Source organism: Pseudoalteromonas sp. NCCP-2140, from assembly GCF_023708065.1.
Lineage (GTDB): Bacteria > Pseudomonadota > Gammaproteobacteria > Enterobacterales > Alteromonadaceae > Pseudoalteromonas.
Genome location: NZ_BRCZ01000003.1, coordinates 134,289 through 154,766 on the forward strand (window position 1 = coordinate 134,289; position 20,478 = coordinate 154,766).

Annotated in this window: 23 protein-coding genes; 12 read left to right on the forward strand and 11 right to left on the reverse strand. The window is 41.8% G+C overall.

Annotation, left to right across the window (positions count from 1 at the left end; all coding sequences use genetic code 11):
* Positions 1–58: 58 nt before the first annotated feature.
* Positions 59–1,162, reverse strand: coding sequence for a glutamate 5-kinase (proB, locus tag NFU46_RS07250; RefSeq protein ID WP_054560854.1), 1,104 nt, complete (start codon positions 1,160–1,162; stop codon positions 59–61).
* A 125-nt stretch (positions 1,163–1,287) separates the two neighbouring features.
* On the opposite strand from proB, the gene NFU46_RS07255 reads away from it, so the two are divergent.
* Positions 1,288–2,235: a DMT family transporter gene (locus NFU46_RS07255; protein ID WP_251600905.1), complete on the forward strand. Its 948-nt coding sequence runs from the start codon at positions 1,288–1,290 to the stop codon at positions 2,233–2,235.
* Here the strand turns inward: NFU46_RS07255 and NFU46_RS07260 are convergent.
* Genes NFU46_RS07260 through pdsO form a run of 3 tightly spaced genes read right to left on the reverse strand, consistent with a single transcriptional unit; the run spans position 2,142 to position 5,481 of the window.
* A complete protein-coding gene (locus tag NFU46_RS07260) occupies positions 2,142–2,729 on the reverse strand; it encodes a class GN sortase (protein WP_251600907.1) in 588 nt (195 codons plus the stop codon). The two genes, NFU46_RS07255 and NFU46_RS07260, sit on opposite strands and share 94 nt — an antisense overlap.
* Positions 2,717–4,717 (reverse strand): marine proteobacterial sortase target protein, encoded by a 2,001-nt coding sequence (locus tag NFU46_RS07265; protein ID WP_251600909.1) that lies wholly within the window; start codon positions 4,715–4,717, stop codon positions 2,717–2,719. Before NFU46_RS07265 ends, NFU46_RS07260 begins: the two co-directional genes overlap by 13 nt.
* A gap of 26 nt (positions 4,718–4,743) precedes the next feature.
* Entirely contained in the window at positions 4,744–5,481 is a 738-nt protein-coding gene (pdsO, locus tag NFU46_RS07270) for a sortase-associated OmpA-like protein PdsO (RefSeq protein WP_054560857.1), read from the reverse strand.
* Between the two features lie 219 nt (positions 5,482–5,700).
* On the opposite strand from pdsO, the gene pdsR reads away from it, so the two are divergent.
* The 4 genes from pdsR to NFU46_RS07290 all read left to right on the forward strand — a co-directional run bounded on the left by pdsR (position 5,701) and on the right by NFU46_RS07290 (position 9,060).
* On the forward strand, positions 5,701–6,390 hold the full coding sequence (gene pdsR, locus NFU46_RS07275; RefSeq protein ID WP_251600911.1) for a proteobacterial dedicated sortase system response regulator: 690 nt from the start codon (positions 5,701–5,703) through the stop codon (positions 6,388–6,390).
* On the forward strand, positions 6,390–8,516 hold the full coding sequence (gene pdsS, locus NFU46_RS07280) for a proteobacterial dedicated sortase system histidine kinase (protein WP_251600913.1): 2,127 nt from the start codon (positions 6,390–6,392) through the stop codon (positions 8,514–8,516). Before pdsR ends, pdsS begins: the two co-directional genes overlap by 1 nt.
* Positions 8,517–8,629: 113 nt before the next feature.
* Positions 8,630–8,800, forward strand: a complete 171-nt coding sequence (locus NFU46_RS07285; protein ID WP_156426462.1) for a hypothetical protein — start codon at positions 8,630–8,632, stop codon at positions 8,798–8,800.
* A gap of 50 nt (positions 8,801–8,850) precedes the next feature.
* Positions 8,851–9,060 carry a hypothetical protein gene (locus NFU46_RS07290; RefSeq protein WP_054551195.1) on the forward strand — a complete coding sequence of 70 codons (210 nt, stop codon included), beginning with the start codon at positions 8,851–8,853 and terminating at the stop codon, positions 9,058–9,060.
* Between the two features lies 1 nt (position 9,061).
* On the opposite strand, the gene NFU46_RS07295 is transcribed toward NFU46_RS07290, so the two are convergent.
* From NFU46_RS07295 to NFU46_RS07310, 4 genes are read right to left on the reverse strand one after another with little or no spacing between them, the layout of a single operon-like run.
* Positions 9,062–9,562, reverse strand: coding sequence for a DUF1543 domain-containing protein (locus NFU46_RS07295; RefSeq protein WP_251600915.1), 501 nt, complete (start codon positions 9,560–9,562; stop codon positions 9,062–9,064).
* Between the two features lie 8 nt (positions 9,563–9,570).
* Positions 9,571–10,914 (reverse strand): sigma 54-interacting transcriptional regulator, encoded by a 1,344-nt coding sequence (locus NFU46_RS07300; RefSeq protein WP_175082951.1) that lies wholly within the window; start codon positions 10,912–10,914, stop codon positions 9,571–9,573.
* Positions 10,915–10,916: 2 nt separating this feature from the next.
* A complete protein-coding gene (locus NFU46_RS07305) occupies positions 10,917–11,444 on the reverse strand; it encodes a hypothetical protein (protein WP_175082952.1) in 528 nt (175 codons plus the stop codon).
* A gap of 1 nt (position 11,445) precedes the next feature.
* Positions 11,446–12,903 carry a HAMP domain-containing sensor histidine kinase gene (locus tag NFU46_RS07310; protein ID WP_251600917.1) on the reverse strand — a complete coding sequence of 486 codons (1,458 nt, stop codon included), beginning with the start codon at positions 12,901–12,903 and terminating at the stop codon, positions 11,446–11,448.
* Positions 12,904–13,215: 312 nt separating this feature from the next.
* On the opposite strand from NFU46_RS07310, the gene NFU46_RS07315 reads away from it, so the two are divergent.
* The 5 genes from NFU46_RS07315 (at position 13,216) to NFU46_RS07335 (ending at position 15,984) form a co-directional block, all read left to right on the forward strand.
* The gene (locus NFU46_RS07315; protein ID WP_251600919.1) at positions 13,216–13,443 is read left to right on the forward strand and encodes an EF-hand domain-containing protein; all 228 of its coding nucleotides are present in this window, start codon (positions 13,216–13,218) and stop codon (positions 13,441–13,443) included.
* 9 nt (positions 13,444–13,452) lie between these two features.
* Entirely contained in the window at positions 13,453–13,680 is a 228-nt protein-coding gene (locus NFU46_RS07320; protein ID WP_054551189.1) for a hypothetical protein, read from the forward strand.
* Positions 13,681–13,778: 98 nt separating this feature from the next.
* Positions 13,779–14,012 carry an EF-hand domain-containing protein gene (locus tag NFU46_RS07325; RefSeq protein WP_063703291.1) on the forward strand — a complete coding sequence of 78 codons (234 nt, stop codon included), beginning with the start codon at positions 13,779–13,781 and terminating at the stop codon, positions 14,010–14,012.
* 4 nt (positions 14,013–14,016) lie between these two features.
* Positions 14,017–14,250, forward strand: a complete 234-nt coding sequence (locus NFU46_RS07330) for an EF-hand domain-containing protein (RefSeq protein WP_063703288.1) — start codon at positions 14,017–14,019, stop codon at positions 14,248–14,250.
* Positions 14,251–14,343: 93 nt separating this feature from the next.
* Positions 14,344–15,984 (forward strand): amidohydrolase, encoded by a 1,641-nt coding sequence (locus tag NFU46_RS07335; protein WP_251600921.1) that lies wholly within the window; start codon positions 14,344–14,346, stop codon positions 15,982–15,984.
* Between the two features lie 5 nt (positions 15,985–15,989).
* On the opposite strand, the gene NFU46_RS07340 is transcribed toward NFU46_RS07335, so the two are convergent.
* Entirely contained in the window at positions 15,990–16,220 is a 231-nt protein-coding gene (locus tag NFU46_RS07340; RefSeq protein ID WP_054560869.1) for a YgjV family protein, read from the reverse strand.
* 268 nt (positions 16,221–16,488) lie between these two features.
* On the opposite strand from NFU46_RS07340, the gene NFU46_RS07345 reads away from it, so the two are divergent.
* Positions 16,489–17,145: a Crp/Fnr family transcriptional regulator gene (locus NFU46_RS07345; RefSeq protein ID WP_054560870.1), complete on the forward strand. Its 657-nt coding sequence runs from the start codon at positions 16,489–16,491 to the stop codon at positions 17,143–17,145.
* A 37-nt stretch (positions 17,146–17,182) separates the two neighbouring features.
* Here the strand turns inward: NFU46_RS07345 and NFU46_RS07350 are convergent, their stop codons facing one another.
* Positions 17,183–17,749, reverse strand: coding sequence for a phosphoribosyltransferase (locus NFU46_RS07350; RefSeq protein ID WP_054560872.1), 567 nt, complete (start codon positions 17,747–17,749; stop codon positions 17,183–17,185).
* 462 nt (positions 17,750–18,211) lie between these two features.
* Entirely contained in the window at positions 18,212–19,507 is a 1,296-nt protein-coding gene (gene pepB / locus NFU46_RS07355; RefSeq protein WP_054560873.1) for an aminopeptidase PepB, read from the reverse strand.
* A 149-nt stretch (positions 19,508–19,656) separates the two neighbouring features.
* On the opposite strand from pepB, the gene sfsA reads away from it, so the two are divergent.
* Positions 19,657–20,376: a DNA/RNA nuclease SfsA gene (gene sfsA / locus NFU46_RS07360; RefSeq protein WP_251600923.1), complete on the forward strand. Its 720-nt coding sequence runs from the start codon at positions 19,657–19,659 to the stop codon at positions 20,374–20,376.
* The last annotated feature ends 102 nt before the right edge of the window (positions 20,377–20,478 follow it).

Here is a 20,478-nt window from a genome sequence, read left to right on the forward strand (position 1 = left end):
AGCCCCCAAAACTGCTTATTACTTTAGTTTAGTTAACTTTATCAGAATTACTAAAAAACTATAACAAAATCATATCATCTCGATGGATTACTTCACTGCTTGGTGCAAATGCAAGCAACTGGGTAATTTGCGACGAATGACAGCCCTTAATTTGATCAATTTCTTGATGGTTAAAATTAACAAGGCCTTTGGCTATACATTGCCCTTGGCACGTCACCACTTCAATCACATCACCGCGCTCAAATTGCCCTCGCACAGTTTTTACGCCTTTTGCCAGTAAGCTTGCACCACGCTCTTTAAGTGCAAGGCTTGCGCCATCATCAATCACTAATTGCCCCGTGCTTTTAGGTCCTGCAAGTAACCATTTTTTGCGGCCATCTTTTGGTGCGGTGAGTTTTAAAAAGCGTGTACCAGGGAGCTTGTCGGCCATGCAATTTAAAATCACATTTTTGCCTGCGCCTTTGGCAATAATTACCTCAACACCGGCGCGACGTGCAATATCGGCTGCTTGCAGTTTGGTTGCCATACCACCGGTACCTAGGGTGGTGCCACTACCACCAGCGAGCTCTCTTAGCTCATCATTAATATGCTCAACTTCATTGATAAGTGTTGCATTGGCATCAGAGCGCGGATCGCCTGTAAATAGGCCTTCTTGGTCAGTTAACAGTAACAGCTTTTCAGCATTTGCTAATATTGCGACTAAAGCAGATAAGTTATCGTTATCACCCACTTTAATCTCGGCGGTGGCTACAGCGTCGTTCTCGTTAATAATTGGCACCACATTGTGAGCAAGAAGTGCATTTAAGGTATCGCGGGCATTTAAGTAACGTTCACGGTCTTCTACATCGGCGCGGGTCAGTAGCATTTGTCCAACATTCACACCATACAAAGCAAACAGACTCTGCCAAATATGAATAAGCTGTCCTTGGCCGATTGCGGCAAGCATTTGTTTTTCAATCAAAGAACGACCACAGGGGGTAATAAGTTGCTCGCGACCTGCAGCAACTGCGCCGCTTGATACTAAAACAACCTGATAACCCTGTTTTTTTAATTCACAACATTGGCGAACAAGTTCAACCATGTGTGCTTTATCTAATTTGTCGGTACCGCCTGTCAGCACGCTTGTGCCCAGCTTTACAACAACGACGTGTGGCCTTTGCATTTGATTCTTATATTCTGCATCTTGAGGTAGTTTGGGTATATATATACCAGCTAACAGTTTTTGAACAAGTTAAAAAAATTCATGCTAGGATCGCGCTCTCGTTTTTTTACTCAATAGCGACACCTATGCCAGCCAGTTTATGCTTAATTATCGCGACCTTTTTATGGGGTAGCTCTTACATTGCTTTAAAGCATGCAATCAATGTTTATGACCCTGTGTTAGTGATTTTTTTAAGAATGCTAACCACATTATTGATTAGCTTATGTTTATGGCGCTATATAATCCGCTTTGAATTCAAACAAGGTGACTGGAAGTACTTAATTGGTATGTCGCTGGCTGAGCCTTGCTTTTATTATTTATTTGAAGGGCATGCCCTTGAATACACTTCGGCATCGCAAGCTGGGGTAATTGTTTCTTGTTTACCCATTATCGTCGCTATTTTGGCGTTCTTAATATTAAAAGAGTACATCAGTAAAGCCATCGTCGTTGGTTTTACCTTGTGTATTGGCGGCAGCATTTTATTAACGCTATTATCACCGAGCACTGAGCAAGCCCCTAACCCACTGCTTGGTAACTTTTTAGAATTGATGGCAATGGTGTGCGCCGCGTTTTATACCGTGAGCGTAAAACACTTAGTCGCTCGTTACTCACCACTTACTTTAATTGCAATTCAAGGGTTCAGCGGTAGCTTATTCTTTGCACCTTTTTTATTTTTCATCGAACTACCCAGCGAAAATCAGCACGACTTAAGTGCCCTACTGAGCATTTTATATTTAGGCTCATGTGTCACTTTAGGTGGCTATGGCATGTACAATTACGCCATCAGTAAAGTGTCGGTGTTAACCGCTGCTGCTTACTCAAACCTCATTCCAATTTTTGCGTTAATTTTGTCAGCTATTTTACTTGACGAAGTACTCACACTATGGCAATGGGTGAGTATTGCAGTGGTATTCGCCGGTGTTATTGTTAGCCAACGTCATCAAGAGCTCAAAGTTGACGTAGACGACGATAATTTATCAGCCGACACCAATAGCCTAAACTCAGTCCCTGAAGCTAAGGAGTCAAAAGGGTAACAGGTTAATAAATAAAGGCCTGATTGTGCTAAAAAGCCCTGTTCGCTTTGATGAATAACATCAATGCTACGAACTTGATAGTGCTCAATCTGGCCACTTGGCAACTGCATACTGAACTGCTCACCCACTTCGACATGTTTTAGAAATGCAAAGTGGGTGTCGTTATGGCCAGCTATTAACACCCCTTTTGAGCTGCCAAGTTCACCGCTTGGCAAAAAATGCCCGGGGGCAAACGCGAGGTTTCGCCCCGATGCACCAGCAAGTACAGTCAATTCTTGCTGCTGGCTTGGCCAATTTATGTGTGCAGTGACATAACCATCGGCGTAAAACCAAGGCCTTACTTGTTCATTAGGACTTTGCAAAGTTTGCTGCCAAGCTGACTCAATTAGAGCCTGTGCCAGCCAAGCTTTCGCCTGCATATAACCGCCATTAACAAACAATGCGATGCCAAGTAAGGCGCTGCAAACTGGCAGCGCTTTTTTTAGCGTCGCCATTGCCATAACCACGAGAAAGAAAGTAACAACAACCCAAGTAACATAAACACCCGGCTTTGTCCGTCGGTTTGCGGTAGCGTCATGCCATTAGGAAGTTTATTTCGTACTTGCATTGAACGCTCTGCAATCTCATTCCCCGCGTAGTTATCAACTGCAATAAAGGCCGTAAAAGGGCTGAGTAAATGATGCTGAAGTGCTAATGCTTCGACTTCTGCGCGTACCGCCTGTTTTTCGTTATAAAGCAGCAGCGATTTAATTTTTTGTCTGGCCCAGAGTCTAGCGATACCTTCGCCGTTTGCAGCATTGGCTGTTGCTAAATTAATCGTCATTGGCCCTGTGTTTGTCTGCCCCTTTAATGTTAAGTGCTGACTGCCATCAAGCTTCACGGCAACCAAAACCGGCTCTGAAAAATACAAGTCAGGTAATGGCGATGGCCAATACTCAAGGGCTGCTTTGTCGCCTTCAAGAGCAAGCTCAGTAACAGCTGGATGCGCCAGCTTATCAAAAAGTAGCTGCATTTTTGGTTGTACTTGGTTGGTGCTACTTATAAAAGTAAATGTACCACGACCAATGTCAGCAGCTCTGGTCATAAAAAAGCTATTAGGCGCGCTACCAATACCGACGGTAAAGAGTCGGCTGTCACCTAAATCTGTTTGAATTTGTTTAAATAGCTGCGTTTCGTTACCCACACTGCCATCGGTTAAAAACACCACTTGGCGTACAAAGCCATCATGCTGTTTACCATCAAGTACCTGAGTCAGTGCTTTTGCTATTTCGGTGCCGCCATCGGCTTGTAAACCATAAATAAAGCGCTCTGCACGGCGAATGTTAAAGTCATTGGCAATCATTGGCGTGTCACTTAACACTGACACTTCGTTATCAAAGCCGATGATGTTAAAACTGTCATTTTCATCCAATAACGAAAGGGCATAAAACAAGGCTTGTTTAGCCTGCTCCATTGATTGGCCATGCATTGAGCCAGAGGTATCAACAACAAACACCATTTCGCGAGGAAGACGAGCTTGCGAGATAAAGTGGTCGCTTGGCGGTACTAACATCAGTAAACCATATTCTTGACCTGCAACTGTTTCGGTAAAAAATGCAGCCTGAGAGTGGGCTTTATCAAGGGGTTTAAATGTCAGCTCAAAGTCTCTATCCATTGGAACATCACGATTAAGTGATAACTGGTACCGACCAAAACTTGGGTTATCGATTTGCATACCCGCTAAATTAGCGCTGATATCACTGAGTTCAAGGCCAATATCCATCGCAATTGCAAGGTTTAGGCTCGCATCAGACTCTTGGCTTTGTGCGCGATGAAAAACAGGTTTCAGCCACGCTGATGCCATTTGCGCTGTGTTAGCTGTTGCGTCGTTCTGTTGTTCTGTGTCTTTTGTTTCTAGATTCGCTTTTTGCTGTAGTTCTGCCGTTAAAGGTTCGTAGCGCGGCGTAATAGTGGTTGGAAAACGCAGTGAAAACACACCATCGCGAAAACCGATTATCTCTTGGTATTGCAAGGTAATTTCAATCTCTTCCCCTGCTCCAAGGTTTGCCACATCAGTTGAGAAAATGTTCGCACGCTGCTGACGAACTAAAGCGGCACGTTTACCCTGTTTTTGAGCTTGCTTAAATTGCTGTTCTGCCTGCTGCTTAAGGGCAATGTTACCTGTGATAATACGCTCACCAATTTGCATTTGCATGGCATGAACTGCGCTTTCATCAGGTAACGGAAACACATAACGGGCATTAACCGCAAACGGGTGCGGGTTTTGATAACGTTGTTTAACAACAACATGATTAATAAGCCCAGTGAGCGTCATAGTGACATCGTTTTTCACTAATAAGCCCGACGACACTTGGCTATTTGAATCATCATAAAAACGCAGTTCGGCACTGGCATTGGCTGCAAATGCAGGGTTAACTGCATAACCTAATAAGAGGATAAAAAGGCTCCCAAAAAGGAGCCTTTTGGTACGGTTACTCAACATAACATGTCACTCCATCGACCGATGAATTAGTGGTTACTTTGTGCTGTACGTAAGCTGCTTTGTGACACAGGGCGTGTCGTTAAGGTTACGCGGCGGTCAAACACGTTGTCTTCGTAATTATTTGAATCGGCAACACTTTGCTGCTCACCAAAGGCGGTTGCGGTTAAGCGCGTATGAGGCACACCTTGTTTAATTAAGTAGCTTTGCACTGCATTTACACGCTGTTTTGAGAGCATTAAATTAGCCAATTCATCACCACGCTGATCTGCAAAGCCATTTAAGTCGATAGCCAAATTTGGCTGGGCAATCAATAACTGCGCGACTTTGTCGAGTTGATTAGCAAAGTGTGGGGCAATTTCGCTAGAGCCGGTTTTAAACTGTACTGTCATCGCCAGTAAGGTGTTTAATTGGGCTTGTAGTAACTGCTCTTTTTCGTCAGCTAATAATTCAAGCTGCTCACTTAGTGCTGCGTTATCGGCAATCACTTGTTGGTAATCAGCGGTTTGCTCCTTCATTACAACTAATGCGTGAGCTTGTTCATCAATGGTGTTGTCTGCCGCTTCTTTTTCACCAATTAAGCCACCAGCAAACGCGCCAATAAATGCTCCCACTGGGCCGCCGACTATGCCGCCAACAACTGCGCCAGCACCTAAGCCAATGGCTGTTTCTTTTGGTGTTTCTTGTTTACTTTGACTCGCAGCATCTGCAAAAGGGGCTACAGATACAGCAGATGTGATAACAGCGGCAATAATTAATTTTTTCATGGTTTAATCCTTTTTCTACTTAATTGCTTGGCAACATTGGTTGGTGTTGCAAACTTGGTATGGAGCTATTAAAACAAGTCGAAATGGCAATAAAGGGGATCAAAAAAGGCAAACTGCTGAGCAATTGTGGCAGAAAAATGGCAATCGCGTTTTTGCCAGTACGCAAGGCAAAAAATTAGGTATAGTTCGCTATAGAAAGAATTTAAGTAAGTATTAGCAATGAAGAAAATAGCAATCGTTGAAGATGAAACAGCAATCCGCGAAAACTACACTGAAATGCTCAGCGCTCAGGGCTATCAGGTTGTAGGCTTTGCTGACAGAGCCAGTGCTGAACTGGCATTTAGTCAATCTTTACCAGATTTAGCCATTGTTGATATTGGCCTTGGCCATGAAGTGGATGGTGGCTTTTTACTTTGCCAAACATTACGCAGTCTTTCTAAAACCTTACCGATTATATTTTTAACCGCCCGTGATAGCGAAATTGATACCGTATGCGGCCTGCGCATGGGTGCTGACGATTACTTAACCAAAGACATCAGTATGGCGCACCTTGCTGCTCGTATTGGTGCCTTGTTTAGACGCCTTGATGCCTTCGACCAACCTGCCGATCAAACCGCTCTTTTGCATCGCGGCCCGTTAAAGTTAGATACTCAGCGCATGCAGGTTTTTTGGCAAGAGCAACTGGTTGATTTAACCGTAACAGAGTTTTGGATGGTATATTCGCTTGCACAGCGTCCAGGCCATGTAAAAAGCCGCAACGAATTAATGAGTGATGCGAAAATTTATGTTGATGACAGCACTATTACCTCACACGTAAAACGTATTCGTAAAAAGTTTATTGCTTTAGATGATACATTTGACTGCATTGATACCGTTTACGGTATGGGTTATCGCTGGGAGCAAGCTTAATGCTGCGTTTGGGGCTCAGAACAAAGTTTATTTTCTTATCCTGCTTTTTATTTTTATTGCCTTGGCTTGGCTATGAATATGTTTGGGAAATGGAAAAGTTCTTAAGGCAAGGGCAAGAAAAAACCTTAGTGGGCACCACCCGCGCACTTGCAACCGCATTACATGAGCGCCCTGCTTTGTTTGACTCGCAAACCAACTTTTTAGATCAAGTTGTAAAAGGCCGAGATTTATATGCCTATAACCTAAATAACCCGATTCAACTTGATGGTAAATTGTCGGAGTGGCAGCCTTATCAAAACCTATTTTGGCATTACGACGAGCGCTATTTACAGGGGTTAAGCCATGATCATCAAGATAGTGATCTAAGTTTTGATCACATGGTAGGCAAATACGAAAACTACCTTTATGCGGCATTTAAAGTCACTGATAGCTCACTGGTGTATCGCGCTAAAAATGTGCTTAGCTTTACCCGTAATGATCACTTACAGATCATGTTAAAAACACCTGAAGGTGAATTTAAAAGTTATGTGGTGGCTGCCCGTCAAGATGGTTGGGTTAATGCCTTTGATGCTACGACACAAGAGCCGGTCACTAAAATTCAAGGCTATTTTAAAAGCACCGACACGGGTTACAACATAGAACTGCGTTTTCCGCTTTCGATGCTAGGTAATAAGCTTGGTTTTGCGATTGAAGATTGGGATGAAGACAAGGTTGAGCCTCAACTTATGTCGACTTCAAACCTACAAAATCCCAATGATATCGGCTCTGTTTTAGTACCTTCGCCAGAAATTAACCGTATTTTGAAAGGCATGGGCCACAGTGGTAGCCGAATTTGGGTCGTCGATAACCATCATCGCGTACTTGCACAATCAGGCTCAATTCATCATGCCGATGGCGTTTGGGCAGACGGCCTAAAAGAGGAGCCCGCAACAACCTGGTGGCAACGCTTTGAGCAAGATTACTTACACCCACTTTACTATAAAATTTTAACTCGCCCAGAAAATGAGTTTATTGATACCTTACATGATGTCGCTGCGATGCAAGGCACTCACATAGCCAGCGCTTTAAATGGTAGACCCGCATCATCATGGCGCTTAACCCCAGATAACAAAGCCGTTATTTTATCGGCAGCCTACCCTATTTGGATCCAAGACAAAGTCATTGGTGCAGTAATCGCAGAAGAAACTACCAATGGCGTGCGCACCCTGCGTAATAAATCGTTAGAGAAGCTCTTTAATGTGATTTTAGCGGTGATGCTTGTTGGCACTGTAACGCTATTCTTTTTTGCTTCAAGAATTTCCAGCCGTATTCGCCGCTTACGTGATAATGCCGAGCAAGCTATTGATGCTCAAGGGCGGATCACTGGCAAGATTACTTATGCCGATTCGAATGACGAAATTGGCGACCTTTCTCGCAGCTTTGCCAACATTGTTAGCCGTTTAAGTGGTTATACTGATTACCTAGAAAATATGTCATCACGGCTATCCCATGAACTTCGTACGCCCGTGGCTGTTGTGCGCTCATCACTTGAAAACTTACAAATGCAGCCGCAATCTGAACTGAGTCAAAAATACCTCGACCGTGCCAGTGAAGGGGTTGAGCGGTTAGGTAAAATTATTACCACCATGAGTGAAGCAACGCGCCTTGAACAAAGTATTCAAAGTGCCGAGGCAGAAGAGTTTGACCTGACCAAGGTGATCACCGGCTGCATGCAGGGCTATCAAATAACCTATGGTGAAAGCCTATTTACCTTGTCGCTTTGTAAAGAGCCGTTAAATGTTAGTGGCGCACCAGAATTTATTGCCCAATTACTCGATAAGCTCATCAACAACGCACTTGAGTTTAAAACCCCGCAAAGCACAATTTCAGTCAGCTTAACCAAGCAAGAACAGCGTGCATTATTAACAATTAGCAACCAAGGGCCTTTGCTTCCTGACGGTTTAGTTGAACATATTTTCGACTCAATGGTCTCGGTGAGAAGTCAGCAACATCAACAGCAGCCCCACTTGGGTTTAGGTCTTTATATTGTAAGGCTTATTTGCGATTACCATCACGGTAAAGTATTGGCAGAAAATTTAGATGATGGCACAGGTGTTGTGTTCACTGTGGAGCTGCCTATTAAATAAGCATATTTGCGTTACATATGATTACAGTTTAATGACTGGGTATTCACCGATAATTCAGATTACAGGACGTAATATTTGTAATACAAAAGGCAAATTATTCTTTGGAGGGCATCATGCGATCTGGATTACAACGTGAAGAGATTGAGTTCATTATGGGGCTGTTTAGCTATAATGAAGCAACCGATAAACCAGCGGCTCCAAAAAAGCAGCCTGTAAAAGCTGACACTAAAAAAGTTGATACAGCGCAATATAAAGCAAACTACAAAGCAACTTATTTGACCTGAGTAAGCTGAGATCATTACAATGGCGCACCTTTGGAATATAACGCCTTGTAATGAAAAAACACTCACCTAAAAAAGAACTGATTTTACTGCCCGTTTTATTCGTGGCTATTTTACTTTGTGTTGCAGGTCACTTCCTACTCCAGCCCAACTACCAAGACAGCCATACCGTTGAGTATTTACTTGCTGCACTGCCATTTGCCTTATTTGGATTAGTGATCATCGCCTTTAAAGTTGCCAGTAAAAACGATAACCAAGAATAGATCAAAGAATGTGATAGCCAAACCAATCGGGCTTCATTGCTTGAGCTTGCCCGCTTGGCGTTAATTTTATTGATAAGTTGCTATCTAACAAATCAATCGCAAAACAATCGTCTACATCGTGTAAGTCATCTTTATGAAGATGAGTCATTCCCGCCAATAAAGACTCTTTAGCGCGTTGCTTTGCTTCTTCACTGCTACGCGCAACGTACAATGCAAAATCATGTTGCTCTGCAAGACTATCAGCTCGGTAAGCACCTAAATTTACAAAGTATAGTTTTTCGGCTTGGTGATGCGCAGTATCAACCACTTCGACCTGATAGCCATCGATGTGCTGAATTTGCATGTAGCTATCCATGTGCACATTGCTTTTATCACCCACCCATTGTGCTTTTAATTTTGAATAGGTTTGTTCAATGTTATCACCTACGACAAATCGAACGTCGTGCATTTCAATGTGGCAACCTTGAATACGACCGCCCAGATAGACTAAAAAAAGCGCCATGTTTTTCCTTATATTAAGCTTTCAACATTAATGTTGTGCTTTTTGATTAATTTATAAAAATCTGAGCGATTACGTTTCGCAAGCTTTGCGGCTTCGGCAACATTACCCGCTGACATTTTCAGCGTATTAATTAAATAATCTCGCTCAAATTCTTTTTTTGCATCATTTAACGAAAGTGGCTCAGCAATACTAACATTACTATTTAATGCACTCTCAACTAACTGAGCAGCAATCACTTTACCAGGTGTAAGGGCTACTACCTGCTCTATCACATTTTGTAATTGACGGATATTACCCGGCCAGTCATAGCGAACCAAAGCATGCATTGCATCATTGGCAAACTGCTTTTGATCTTGCCCCATACGTTTAGCAATTAGACCTGCAAAATGCTGTGCTAGCAAACTAATATCTTCTCGGCGTTCACAAAGCGGAGGCAATTTTAAGTTCACCACGTTTAATCGGTAATATAAATCTTCACGGAACTGCTGATTATTGATTGCCTCAGGAAGATTCTTATGAGTCGCCGACACCACCCGCACATCAATTGGGATCTCTTCTTGAAAGCCCACAGGGCGAATGGTTTTCTCTTGTAAAACCCTCAGCAGTTTTACTTGTAAATTTAGCGGCATATCACCAATTTCGTCTAGAAAAAGGGTACCACCTTGTGCTTGTTGAAACAAACCTTGATGGTCTTTGACTGCACCTGTAAATGCGCCTTTTTTATGCCCAAATAATTCAGACTCTAAAAGCTCTCCCGGCACTGCGCCGCAGTTAATTGCCACAAATGGCCCATCACTAACATGGCTGTGTTGATGTATTGCTTGTGCAAGCAGCTCTTTACCTGTGCCGCTGGCACCGGAGATCAATACATTCACTTGCGTTGGACCAAGCAATTTAACTTGCTCAAGTAGATGCAACATCGCACCGCTACGGGTGACAATATTCGTTTGTGTAGGTGTTTCATCACCGTGTACACCATGGATCTCGATAGCTTTAGCAAGGCTGTCGAACAGCTCATCTTTATCAACCGGTTTGGTAATAAATGCAAATATACCTTGCTTCGTCGCTTCCACGGCATCAGGTATCGAACCATGGGCTGTCATCATAATCACCGGCATTGAAGGATAACGACTTTGTAACTGGCGATGTAGAGCCATGCCGTCCATTTCATCCATCCTTAAGTCGGTGATCACCGCATCATAGGTTTGGTTTTTTAGCGTTTGTAGTGCCTCAATGCCACTTTCAACGGTACTAACCAAATAGCCTTTAGACTCAATTCTAATCGCTAGTAACTTTAATAAACTCGCATCATCATCTACTAATAAAACCCGTGGTTTTGTTACTTCATTCATGGTTACTGCTCCTTGGTTTCTTCACGTAGCAGAAGTTGTTGTTCGATAGTCGCAAGCGACGATAAGGTTTTTTCCATTTCATCACTTAGCGCTTGCTTAGCTTGTTTTGCCGCTAAATTCTGTTGTAAATATTGCTTTTGTAACCAAAGATACTGCTTAATATCATCTGGCCAATAAAAAGCATGGTCACTTTTTTCAAGCTGATTAAGGGCTTTTTCTGGCTCAGAAGCACCGAGTAAACAAATCGACTCAAACAGACGTTTTAGCTCATTTTCACCAACATAATTTGCTTTATCAGAGCTTGCTTTAAAGCCACCACACTTAGCAGCATGCCAAGCAATGACTGTACTTGCAGGCGGGTATAGCGGCTCACTTTTCGGCCGAGGCTTTGGATTAGGTTGCCCTTGAGGTTTCACACCTGTTGTCGGCTCTACTTGCTTTGGCTCAACATGCTTTTGCGTGATCGTGCACCCTGTTATAAAAAGCGTGCCTATAACAAGCATAAAACTGGCTTTATTCGCTAAGCCCATATCAGTTAACTCCTTGGGTTAATTGAATTGGTAAAATGGCTGTAAATACACACCCTTGTGGCTCATTATCTGTAATAGAGAGCTTACCGTTTAATTGTTCAACTGTTTCTTTAACGATAGTTAAACCAAGTCCGCTGCCCATTTCAGTATGTTGTTTTGCATTCTTGCCTTGATAAAAAGCCCCAAACACAGCGGCTTTTTCAGTATCTTCTATCCCCAATCCTAAGTCGCTGACACTCAAAATTAACTGCCCCTGTTTTAAGCTTGCTTTTATTGTCACTGACTCGTGTTCCGGCGAAAACTTTAACGCATTTGAAGTCAACTGAATGAGCACCATTTCAAGTAGCTCAATTGAGATAAACAAGGCTTTATTTGGTAATTCATTTACCCACACAATGGATAAATCACGCGCTGATAATCGGTGCTCAAAATGACGCTCAATTTTATTCATCATCAAGTTAAAGTTAAGCTCGCTTAGGCTTTGCTTACTCGTGCGAATAGCGTTGTAACTCAATAAGCTTTCAATCATGGCTCTGAGCCGCACCATACTTTGCGTTATTAGCTCAAGGACGGCTTGTTGCTCGCTATTGATTGGACCAACAATTTCATCTGCAAGTAAGTCTGTGCCTTCAACCATCGAAGCAAGGGGGGTTTTTAATTCATGTGTCACATGGCGTAAAAATGTATCTTTTTGCTGCTCAAGCATATGTAGCTGTGCTTGAACCCACTCTAGTTTGTTACCTAATTCAACTAGCTCTGACGAACCTCGAACTTGAATTTTTTGCTGCCAATGGCCTTGTCCAAGTTTATCAATTACATGTGTGAGCTCCCTGAGCCGTCCGCTGATCCGCCAAAGAAACCCGCCCCCGACCAATAACGTGAGTGGAATTAACGCAACTAACCAATTAATGAATGAAGTTTGAAGTGCTTTTAATTGCTGCTGATTTTTTGTGATGCGTAATTCATTTTGCTCTTTGAGCCAATTTGTTTGCTCACTGATAAGCTTGCTGGCAGGAGCAAATAACTCACCGTCTTGCTTTTGCTCTATCAACAAGTGCTGTTGTGCAAATCGTAATACCTCAGCCAGTTGCCGCCACTGTGAGACATAATCAGCGGTTGGGCTTAAAAATATAAGCTCATCAATACTTTGCAGTGAAGATTGCCACTTATTGGCAATCAAGCTATCGAGGGATTCACTTTTAAGCACCCAATTTTGTCGAGTTGCCCTTTCTAAGCTATTTAAGTCTTGTTTGAGGTTATTAAATGCTTTAGTGATTTCGTAATTGTCACCGACGATTTCTTGAGTCACCGCTAGCTGCTTATTAAGCGCATTTAAAAATAAAATCACCACCAAAGATAACGGTAGTAAAGACAGCAAAATGCTACAGACGAACTGGCCAATAAGACTCGGTCGCCAATTGAGTAACTGTTTTATTTTTATCGCTACTGTATTTTGCATATTCACTCTCAACATAATTTCAGATGCTGATTATTAGTGAACAAACTTAGACACTCGCTGAATCCGAACTTAAAAAGTACTGATTTTTACCCAAAAACCGATACAAAGTTGCTATTTGGCAACAGGCTAACTCATTGAAATAAAATGGATAAAGTTTTAACACCTGAAAATCGTTGCAAAAAAGACACAACACCCTGTAACTATTTCGCATTCAAAACCACATTAAAACCATAAGCTATTGATAATTAGGACCTTTTAATATTGGCACTGATTTTGATTGGTACTAAGCAAATTAGTTATTTAGGACACAAAATGAAAATAAAGGCCCTGGTAGCCACCCTGCTTATAAGTCTCATCTCGGTAAGTAGTTATGCACTAGATTTGCAAACAACGTTTAACGAGCTTGATAAAGACAGTAATGGCTTTTTGAGTGAAGCAGAAGCATCTGAAGATGCATTATTACATGGCAACTTTACTCAAATTGATAGTAACCAAGATGGCCAAATTTCATTTTCTGAGTTTCAGTCGTTTATTCAATAGGAGATTGTAATGAAACAACTATTAGCTGCATTCTCGCTGATGTTTTTAGTTATCAGCGCTACCGTTTTAGCATCACAAATGGATGTTCGATTCGCTAAATTTGATACAAACGCCGACGGCGAGATTTCATTAACTGAAGCAACCAAACACGATAACCTACTTAAGCAATTTGCCGATCTGGATGAAAACGGCGATCAGGTTCTGTCTGAACAAGAGTTTGAAAAATTCAAACCTTAACGGCTTAAAGTGCTTGCCATAATCCCAGAGGGAATGTGTAAACGGATTTAAATTTTGGGAGTTAAATTATGGCAAGCACTTTTATTTGGAGAGTAATTATGAGAATTTTCTGGCTTGCTTCATGTACCTTAATTACTATAAGCTTCAATAGCTTAGCATTGGATGTAAAACAACGATTTGATCACCTTGATAAAGATAAAAATGGCTTTTTATCTGTGCAGGAACTGTCATCGCAACCGCACTTGCAAAAACGCATGGCGCAGTGGGATACAGATAAAGATCAACAAATCTCGCTCCTTGAATTTAAACACTATTTAACAAACAAGAGTTAAAGTAATGTCAAAATTAACCTTTGCCAGCCTAATTTTATGTTGTGTAACTAGCACAGTGAGTTTTGCTGCAGATAGTATTGGTGAAAAATTTAAACAACTTGATCGTAATGACGATGGTTACCTGACTCGCTCAGAGTCTGCGAGAGACCCTGCTCTGTGGTCACGTTTCAAAAACTATGACAGCGATAAAGATAATAAATTATCGCTTAGTGAATTTAAGGTCTACGCAAGCAAATAAAGCGTTACAATTAATTATTTACTTGCTGCTGAGTTGCAGTTTACTGCAACTCTGATACTGTTTTCATAAATCAATAAAAACTATTAGAAGATTATGAAACTCATCATCAGCTTACTAGCAACAGCTTCACTTAGCTGCTTTGCCAACACCACTGTTATTTATAATATAAATGGCTACACGCCTACCTACAAAGGCGAAACCCAACACTTTTCTGCACTGGTTTTTAAAGACGGTAAAGTCGTAAAAACAGGCAATGACTCAATTAAAAATAGCTTCCCTGACGCCACCGCAATTGACGGCAAGCAAGCCACGTTGTTACCTGGCTTAGTCGATGCTCACGGCCATGTAATTGGTTTAGGTAATAACCTTTCACAACTTGATGTCAGAAATACGCACTCGGCAGATGAGGTTGGCAAAATGCTGGCTGAGTTTGCCAAAGATAAACAAGGTTGGATCATTGGTCGCGGTTGGAATCAAGAGCAATGGCCTGGCGGTGAGTTTCCAACTGCAGCTGATTTAGACAAATATGTAAAAGACAAACCTGTAGTGCTTTCTCGCGTTGATGGCCATGCTGTATGGGTTAACTCAAAAGCCATGGAACTTGCAGGTATTGATAAACAAACTCCCTCTCCTGCCGGCGGTGAAATTTTAAAGCTGGATTCAGGGTTACCTTCTGGGGTATTCATTGATAAAGCCGAAACGCTTGTTACCCAACATGTACCAAAAGCAAGCCATGCCAGCATTAATACGGCATTAGATAATGCAGGTAAACATCTACTAAGTTTGGGTATTACATCAACCCATGATGCCGGTATCGATTACGACACGTGGCAAGTGTACAAGCAGCGCTCTGAGCAAAAGTCCCTTCCTGTCAGAATCGTAGCCATGCTAAGTGCTGCCGATCCTCAACTAGAAACCATGCTCAAAGCAGGCAAATATAAAGACATGAATGACATGCTGTCGATTCGAAGTGTCAAAGTGTATGCAGATGGTGCTTTAGGCAGTCGAGGCGCAGCCCTCATCGAGGAATACGCAGATCGTAAAAATCACCACGGCTTAATGCTTGAAACCCAAGAAAAACTTGAGCAACTATTCAACTTAAGCTTTGCTCATGGTTTTAGTGCGAACACCCATGCCATTGGTGATAAAGCCAATCATGTTGTGCTAGATGCCTATGAAAATGTGTTTAAAAAAACCGGTGGCATTTTACTTCGTAACCGAATTGAACATGCACAAATTGTGACTCCTGAAGATATCCCTCGTTTTAAAACGTTAAAAATTATTCCATCAATGCAGCCTGTTCATGCAACCTCTGATATGCATATGGCAGAGCAGCGTCTAACTGAAAAACAACTTGAAGGGGCGTATGCTTGGAAAACCTTTTTAGCGCAAGGCTCAGTAATTGCAGCAGGTTCTGACTTTCCTGTAGAGCTTGCTGATCCGTTTGATGGCTTATATTCAGCCATTACACGGATGGATCATAATCAACTTCCTGAAGGCGGCTGGCGACCACAAGAGCTGCTATCGCGTGATGAAGCTTTGCGTGCGTTTACTTTAGGTGGTGCTTATGCTGCACATCAAGAGTTTAAAGTAGGTAGTTTAGAGCAAGGAAAGTGGGCTGACTTTATTTTGATTGATAAAGACTATTACAAAGCCCCTATTTCTGAAATTCACGATATAAACGTGACACAAACTTGGATTGCGGGCGAACTAAAATATAAAAAAGAGGAATAATAATATTACTCGGCGTCAGCTTTTTGCTGACGCTTTAATTTAATGATGTGGTAAATATTCACAAACGCCAGTAAACCATTGGTGAAGGCCACCGGAACGGCACCAATTGCCAGCCCGTAGAAGGTAAATGCAATACACCCTGCTAGGTTGAGCCAGCGTAGTTTTACTACATCGCTCATTGTCAAAGAAGCAACCAACAGTGCTGACGCTAAATAGCCTAAATATTCCCAACTCAATTGTTCTCTCCTAGGCTTTAGGTTAGCATTGGAGCTTGTCATTTTTTTTGACGCACTCAGTGCTACTTTGACAATAAAATAAAAAAGCTAACTTACTAAAAACCTTGTAAAGCTTAAGAATAATCTTGGCTTTAAAATCATTACACGGGAAATGAAGGTATCAGTAACGTGAATCACCTTACTAGCAAGTTAGCGTAAATTCTTAGAATCTTAATGCTAACGTCATTAAGATGTAATAAATAGGACAATTGTCCGAAGAGCGGCGTTAATGTTTCAATATCATTTTTCAAGCTATCTTGTTGACCAATTACTGACATTTGCTGGCAGTAGTTTTCAACAAGCTAAAAAAGAAGTGCTGATCCACCAAGATCAACCTTTGTCAAAACTCGTATTAGTAAGAAGCGGCACGGTGTCGTTCAGCTATGACGTGGGTAATGGCCGACGCCTTCTTTTGGGCCAGCTTGATTGTAACAACACACTGATTGGTGAGATTGAAGCACTAAATAACTACCCGTGTATTTACACAGTTACGTGCTTTAGCGATGTAAGTTATAACCTAATTGAGCTTAAACATTGGCGCGCACTACTATTAGAAAAGCCAGAATTAAGCTTATACACAGCACAAACAATTGCCGCTAAATTCCAAGAAAACCAAAAAATAAACTTAGATAAACTGCTATTACCACTTAGCTACAATATAGCTAAAGATTGCTTATTAAGAGCTGAAAACAGCAACCCAACACTACTGCGTGCCTACCCTACCGTAAATGCCGAAGCAGAACGCTTTGCTACCACAGAAAGAGCGTATAGACGCGTAGTTACAGAATTGGTTGAAAAAGGCTTAGTACAAAGAAGTAATCAAGGTTTACAAGTAGTAGATATCGACAAGCTTAGCGACTACGTCGAAAGTTTTGCGCAGTTATAAGTGTAGAACACACTCATAACTGCAAAAATATTAAAACTTACTTTTCTAAAAGTATGTCATGAATATTGGCTAAATCAGACTTACCTTCGATAATTTCGTCTGGCGTTAGGCCTGAAAGCTCATGAGGAAACACTAACCACTCTTCAGACTCATGAATGAAGTAATCTGGCACCATGTCTACTTTTGAGTTTTTTGGCTTATAGTATGGGCAAGCAACGCGAATATCACGTGGTAGGTTTAAACGCATTAACTCCGATAGCTTTTCTTTTAATGCAAAAATACTGCGGCCAGAATCAAAAACATCATCAACGATTAGTAATGAGTTATCTGCATTGGCATTTTCAATGATGTAATGCAATCCGTGAACTTTGATCTCTTTAGATTGCTGGTTAATACCGTAATACGAAGAGGTACGCACTGCGATATGGTCAGTTTCGATACCTTTGTAATCGTAATATTCTTGAACTGCGATACCAATTGGAGCACCACCACGCCAAATACCAATGATGAAATCAGGACGGAAACCATCTTCATAAACTTGTGCCGCAACACGAAATGAATCTTCAAGAAGCTGCTGCGCAGTGATATAGCACTTATCTGACATAAATAGAGACCCCAGTGTGAATTGATCATTCAAGTGTAGCTAATTTAATAAAAACTAACCACAGGATGAGAAAATGTGGGGCGGGATTTTATACTAATTTACTCAAAAAAGCTTGTATCAGTTTGTAAAATTACCCTTTAGATCAAAAAAGCCCCTTAACTTAGATAAAGTTAAGGGGCTTAATAAGGGCGTGTTGACCTTTGTGGATTAAATTTGTTCACTCTAGGGGCGATTTAATCACGGCGCGAGATTTGTAACCTAGTGGGCTAAGTAAAAATCGAGCAACAAAGAGTTAATCGCCCCTAGGAAGAACCCGAAGGGCAGCACGTGTTTGGCATTAATGCTGCGTTATCGCCTATTTATGTGGAACAACCACACTACATAGGCTCTGCCTTGCCTAAATACCAAACACACTGCTGCAAAGTTAATCATAAAAGGTCAACACGCCCTATAGATATTTGCTTATGCTTTTTCTAGTAAAGTTCTTGCAACGGTACGCATACCTTGAGTTGTTGCGCCTGCAGCCCACTCGCTTGTGCTACCCATGTTAAATGCAGCAGCAAGGTCAATGTGAACCCAACCTTTACCTTCATTTGGCACAAAGCGTGATAAGAAACCAGCCGCATTAGAAGCGCCACCGTAACCACCACCTTTTTGTGGACGACTATTTGCGGTATCTGCATATGGCGACGGGCAGTTTTGTTGATGCCACTTTTCAAGAGGTAATGGCCATGCAGCTTCCATTTCTTGCTCTGCAAAGTCTTGTACGTCACGTACAAGCTCTTTATCAAGACCGAACAATGCATTGTATTCTTGACCAACAGCAACAAGCGCAGCGCCTGTTAGCGTTGCTGCATCAATGATTAATGGCGCGCCAGACTCACCTGCAGCCATTAAGCCATCAGCTAGCACTAAACGACCTTCAGCGTCGGTATTAACGATTTCAACTGTGGTGCCATTTTTATACGTTAAGATATCACCAAGTTTGTAGGCATGACCTGAAATTAAGTTTTCAGCACAACATAAAAACAATTTAATACGTTTGTTGATACCACGACTAATAGCAAGTGCTAAACCTGCAGTTACTGTAGCAGCACCGCCCATGTCGCACTTCATGCCTAACATGCCTTCACTTGCTTTGATTGAGTAACCACCTGAATCAAACGTAATGCCTTTACCAACTAAAGCGGCCGCAACAGGGGCATTTTCGTCGCCCGTTGGGTTGTAATCTAATGCTAATAATACCGGTGGACGCTCACTACCACGGCCTACCGCATGGATACCAATCCATTGTTGCTCTAATAAAGCATCACCTTTAATAATTTGGTAACTTACGTGCTCTGGCGCTAATGACTGAATAAATTCTGCCGCTTTACCAGCTAGACTCTCAGGGAAAATGTCATCCGCAGTGCCATTGATCATTTGACGAGCCCACGTCGCAGCTTGTTTTAAAGAAGCCAGTTCTTTGCCGTCTGTTTTTGCATTTTCAACAAACTCAATAGCATCTAAATTCTTTGGTGAAACAAAGCCTTGGTAAAAAGCCCACTGTGTTTCTGTACACCAAACATCGCCCACTAAGGCAATGTTTTTTAAGCCTTGATTAGCTAACGTACGTGCTGCTTTTTGTACGTTTTTAAGTGTATCTTGCTCAGTTAAATGAACAGTTGCGCCTTGTTCAGTAAAAGAAAGAGCGGCTTTTTCGCCCCAATGTGCGGCAGCGCCCTGCTCGCTAAGTTGAACTAGAAATTTTTCTGACATGTTAGAATACTCTTTGCGCTAAAAATGTTACTTGAGTTTACTACAGCCAACGTCAGTTCCCAACAGCTTGCGATAAATAGCATTATGCAGCATGGTTCAATCCTCGTAATGAATCACATACAATAAAGAAAAACGAATTTATAAAAGCCATGAAGTTTACTCCTGCATTACAATCAGCCACCTTGATTAAACGCTACAAACGTTTTTTAGCCGACTTAAAACCTGCCGATGGCGCAGAGTTTACAGCTCACTGTGCCAATACTGGCAAAATGACGGGCTGTGCAGAGCCAGGGTTTAAGGCTTTTTATTCAACCAGTGATAACGCCAAACGCAAGTACCCTCAATCCTTGCAATTAACTCAGAACCAATTCGATCACTTAATATGTGTTAATACCGCGATTGCAAACAAGGTTGTGCAAGAAGCCTTAAATGCAGGCACGATTGCTGAATTTGTTGACTATCAAACCATTGCTGCAGAAGTAAAATACGGCCAAGAAAATAGCCGAATCGACTTTTTATTAACAGATGAACATAAATCCCATTGCTATGTAGAAGTAAAATCTGTGACATTACTTTCACAAACAGACCCACACTCTGGGCAAGGTTATTTTCCAGATGCAAAAACTGAGCGAGGCCAAAAACATCTTCGAGAGTTAATAGAAATGGTGCAGCAAGGGCATCGTGCAGTGCTATTTTTTGCCGTTTTACATGAAGGTATCAATCACGTACGTGCGGCAGAACATATCGACCCAAAATATGCCCAACTATTAACTGAAGCTATAGAAAACGGTGTCGAAGTCATTGCTTACAAAGCAAAAATTTCTGCAGAAGAAATTAAACTGCAAGAAAAATGTGATTTTATTAGCTAAGCAACTCTTTTACTAAAAAGACAATAAAAAACACGATTTAAGTTGTATTATTTTTTTTTGCCTATATAACTTAGCAAATTTATCAAAATTATGGGTAGTGGC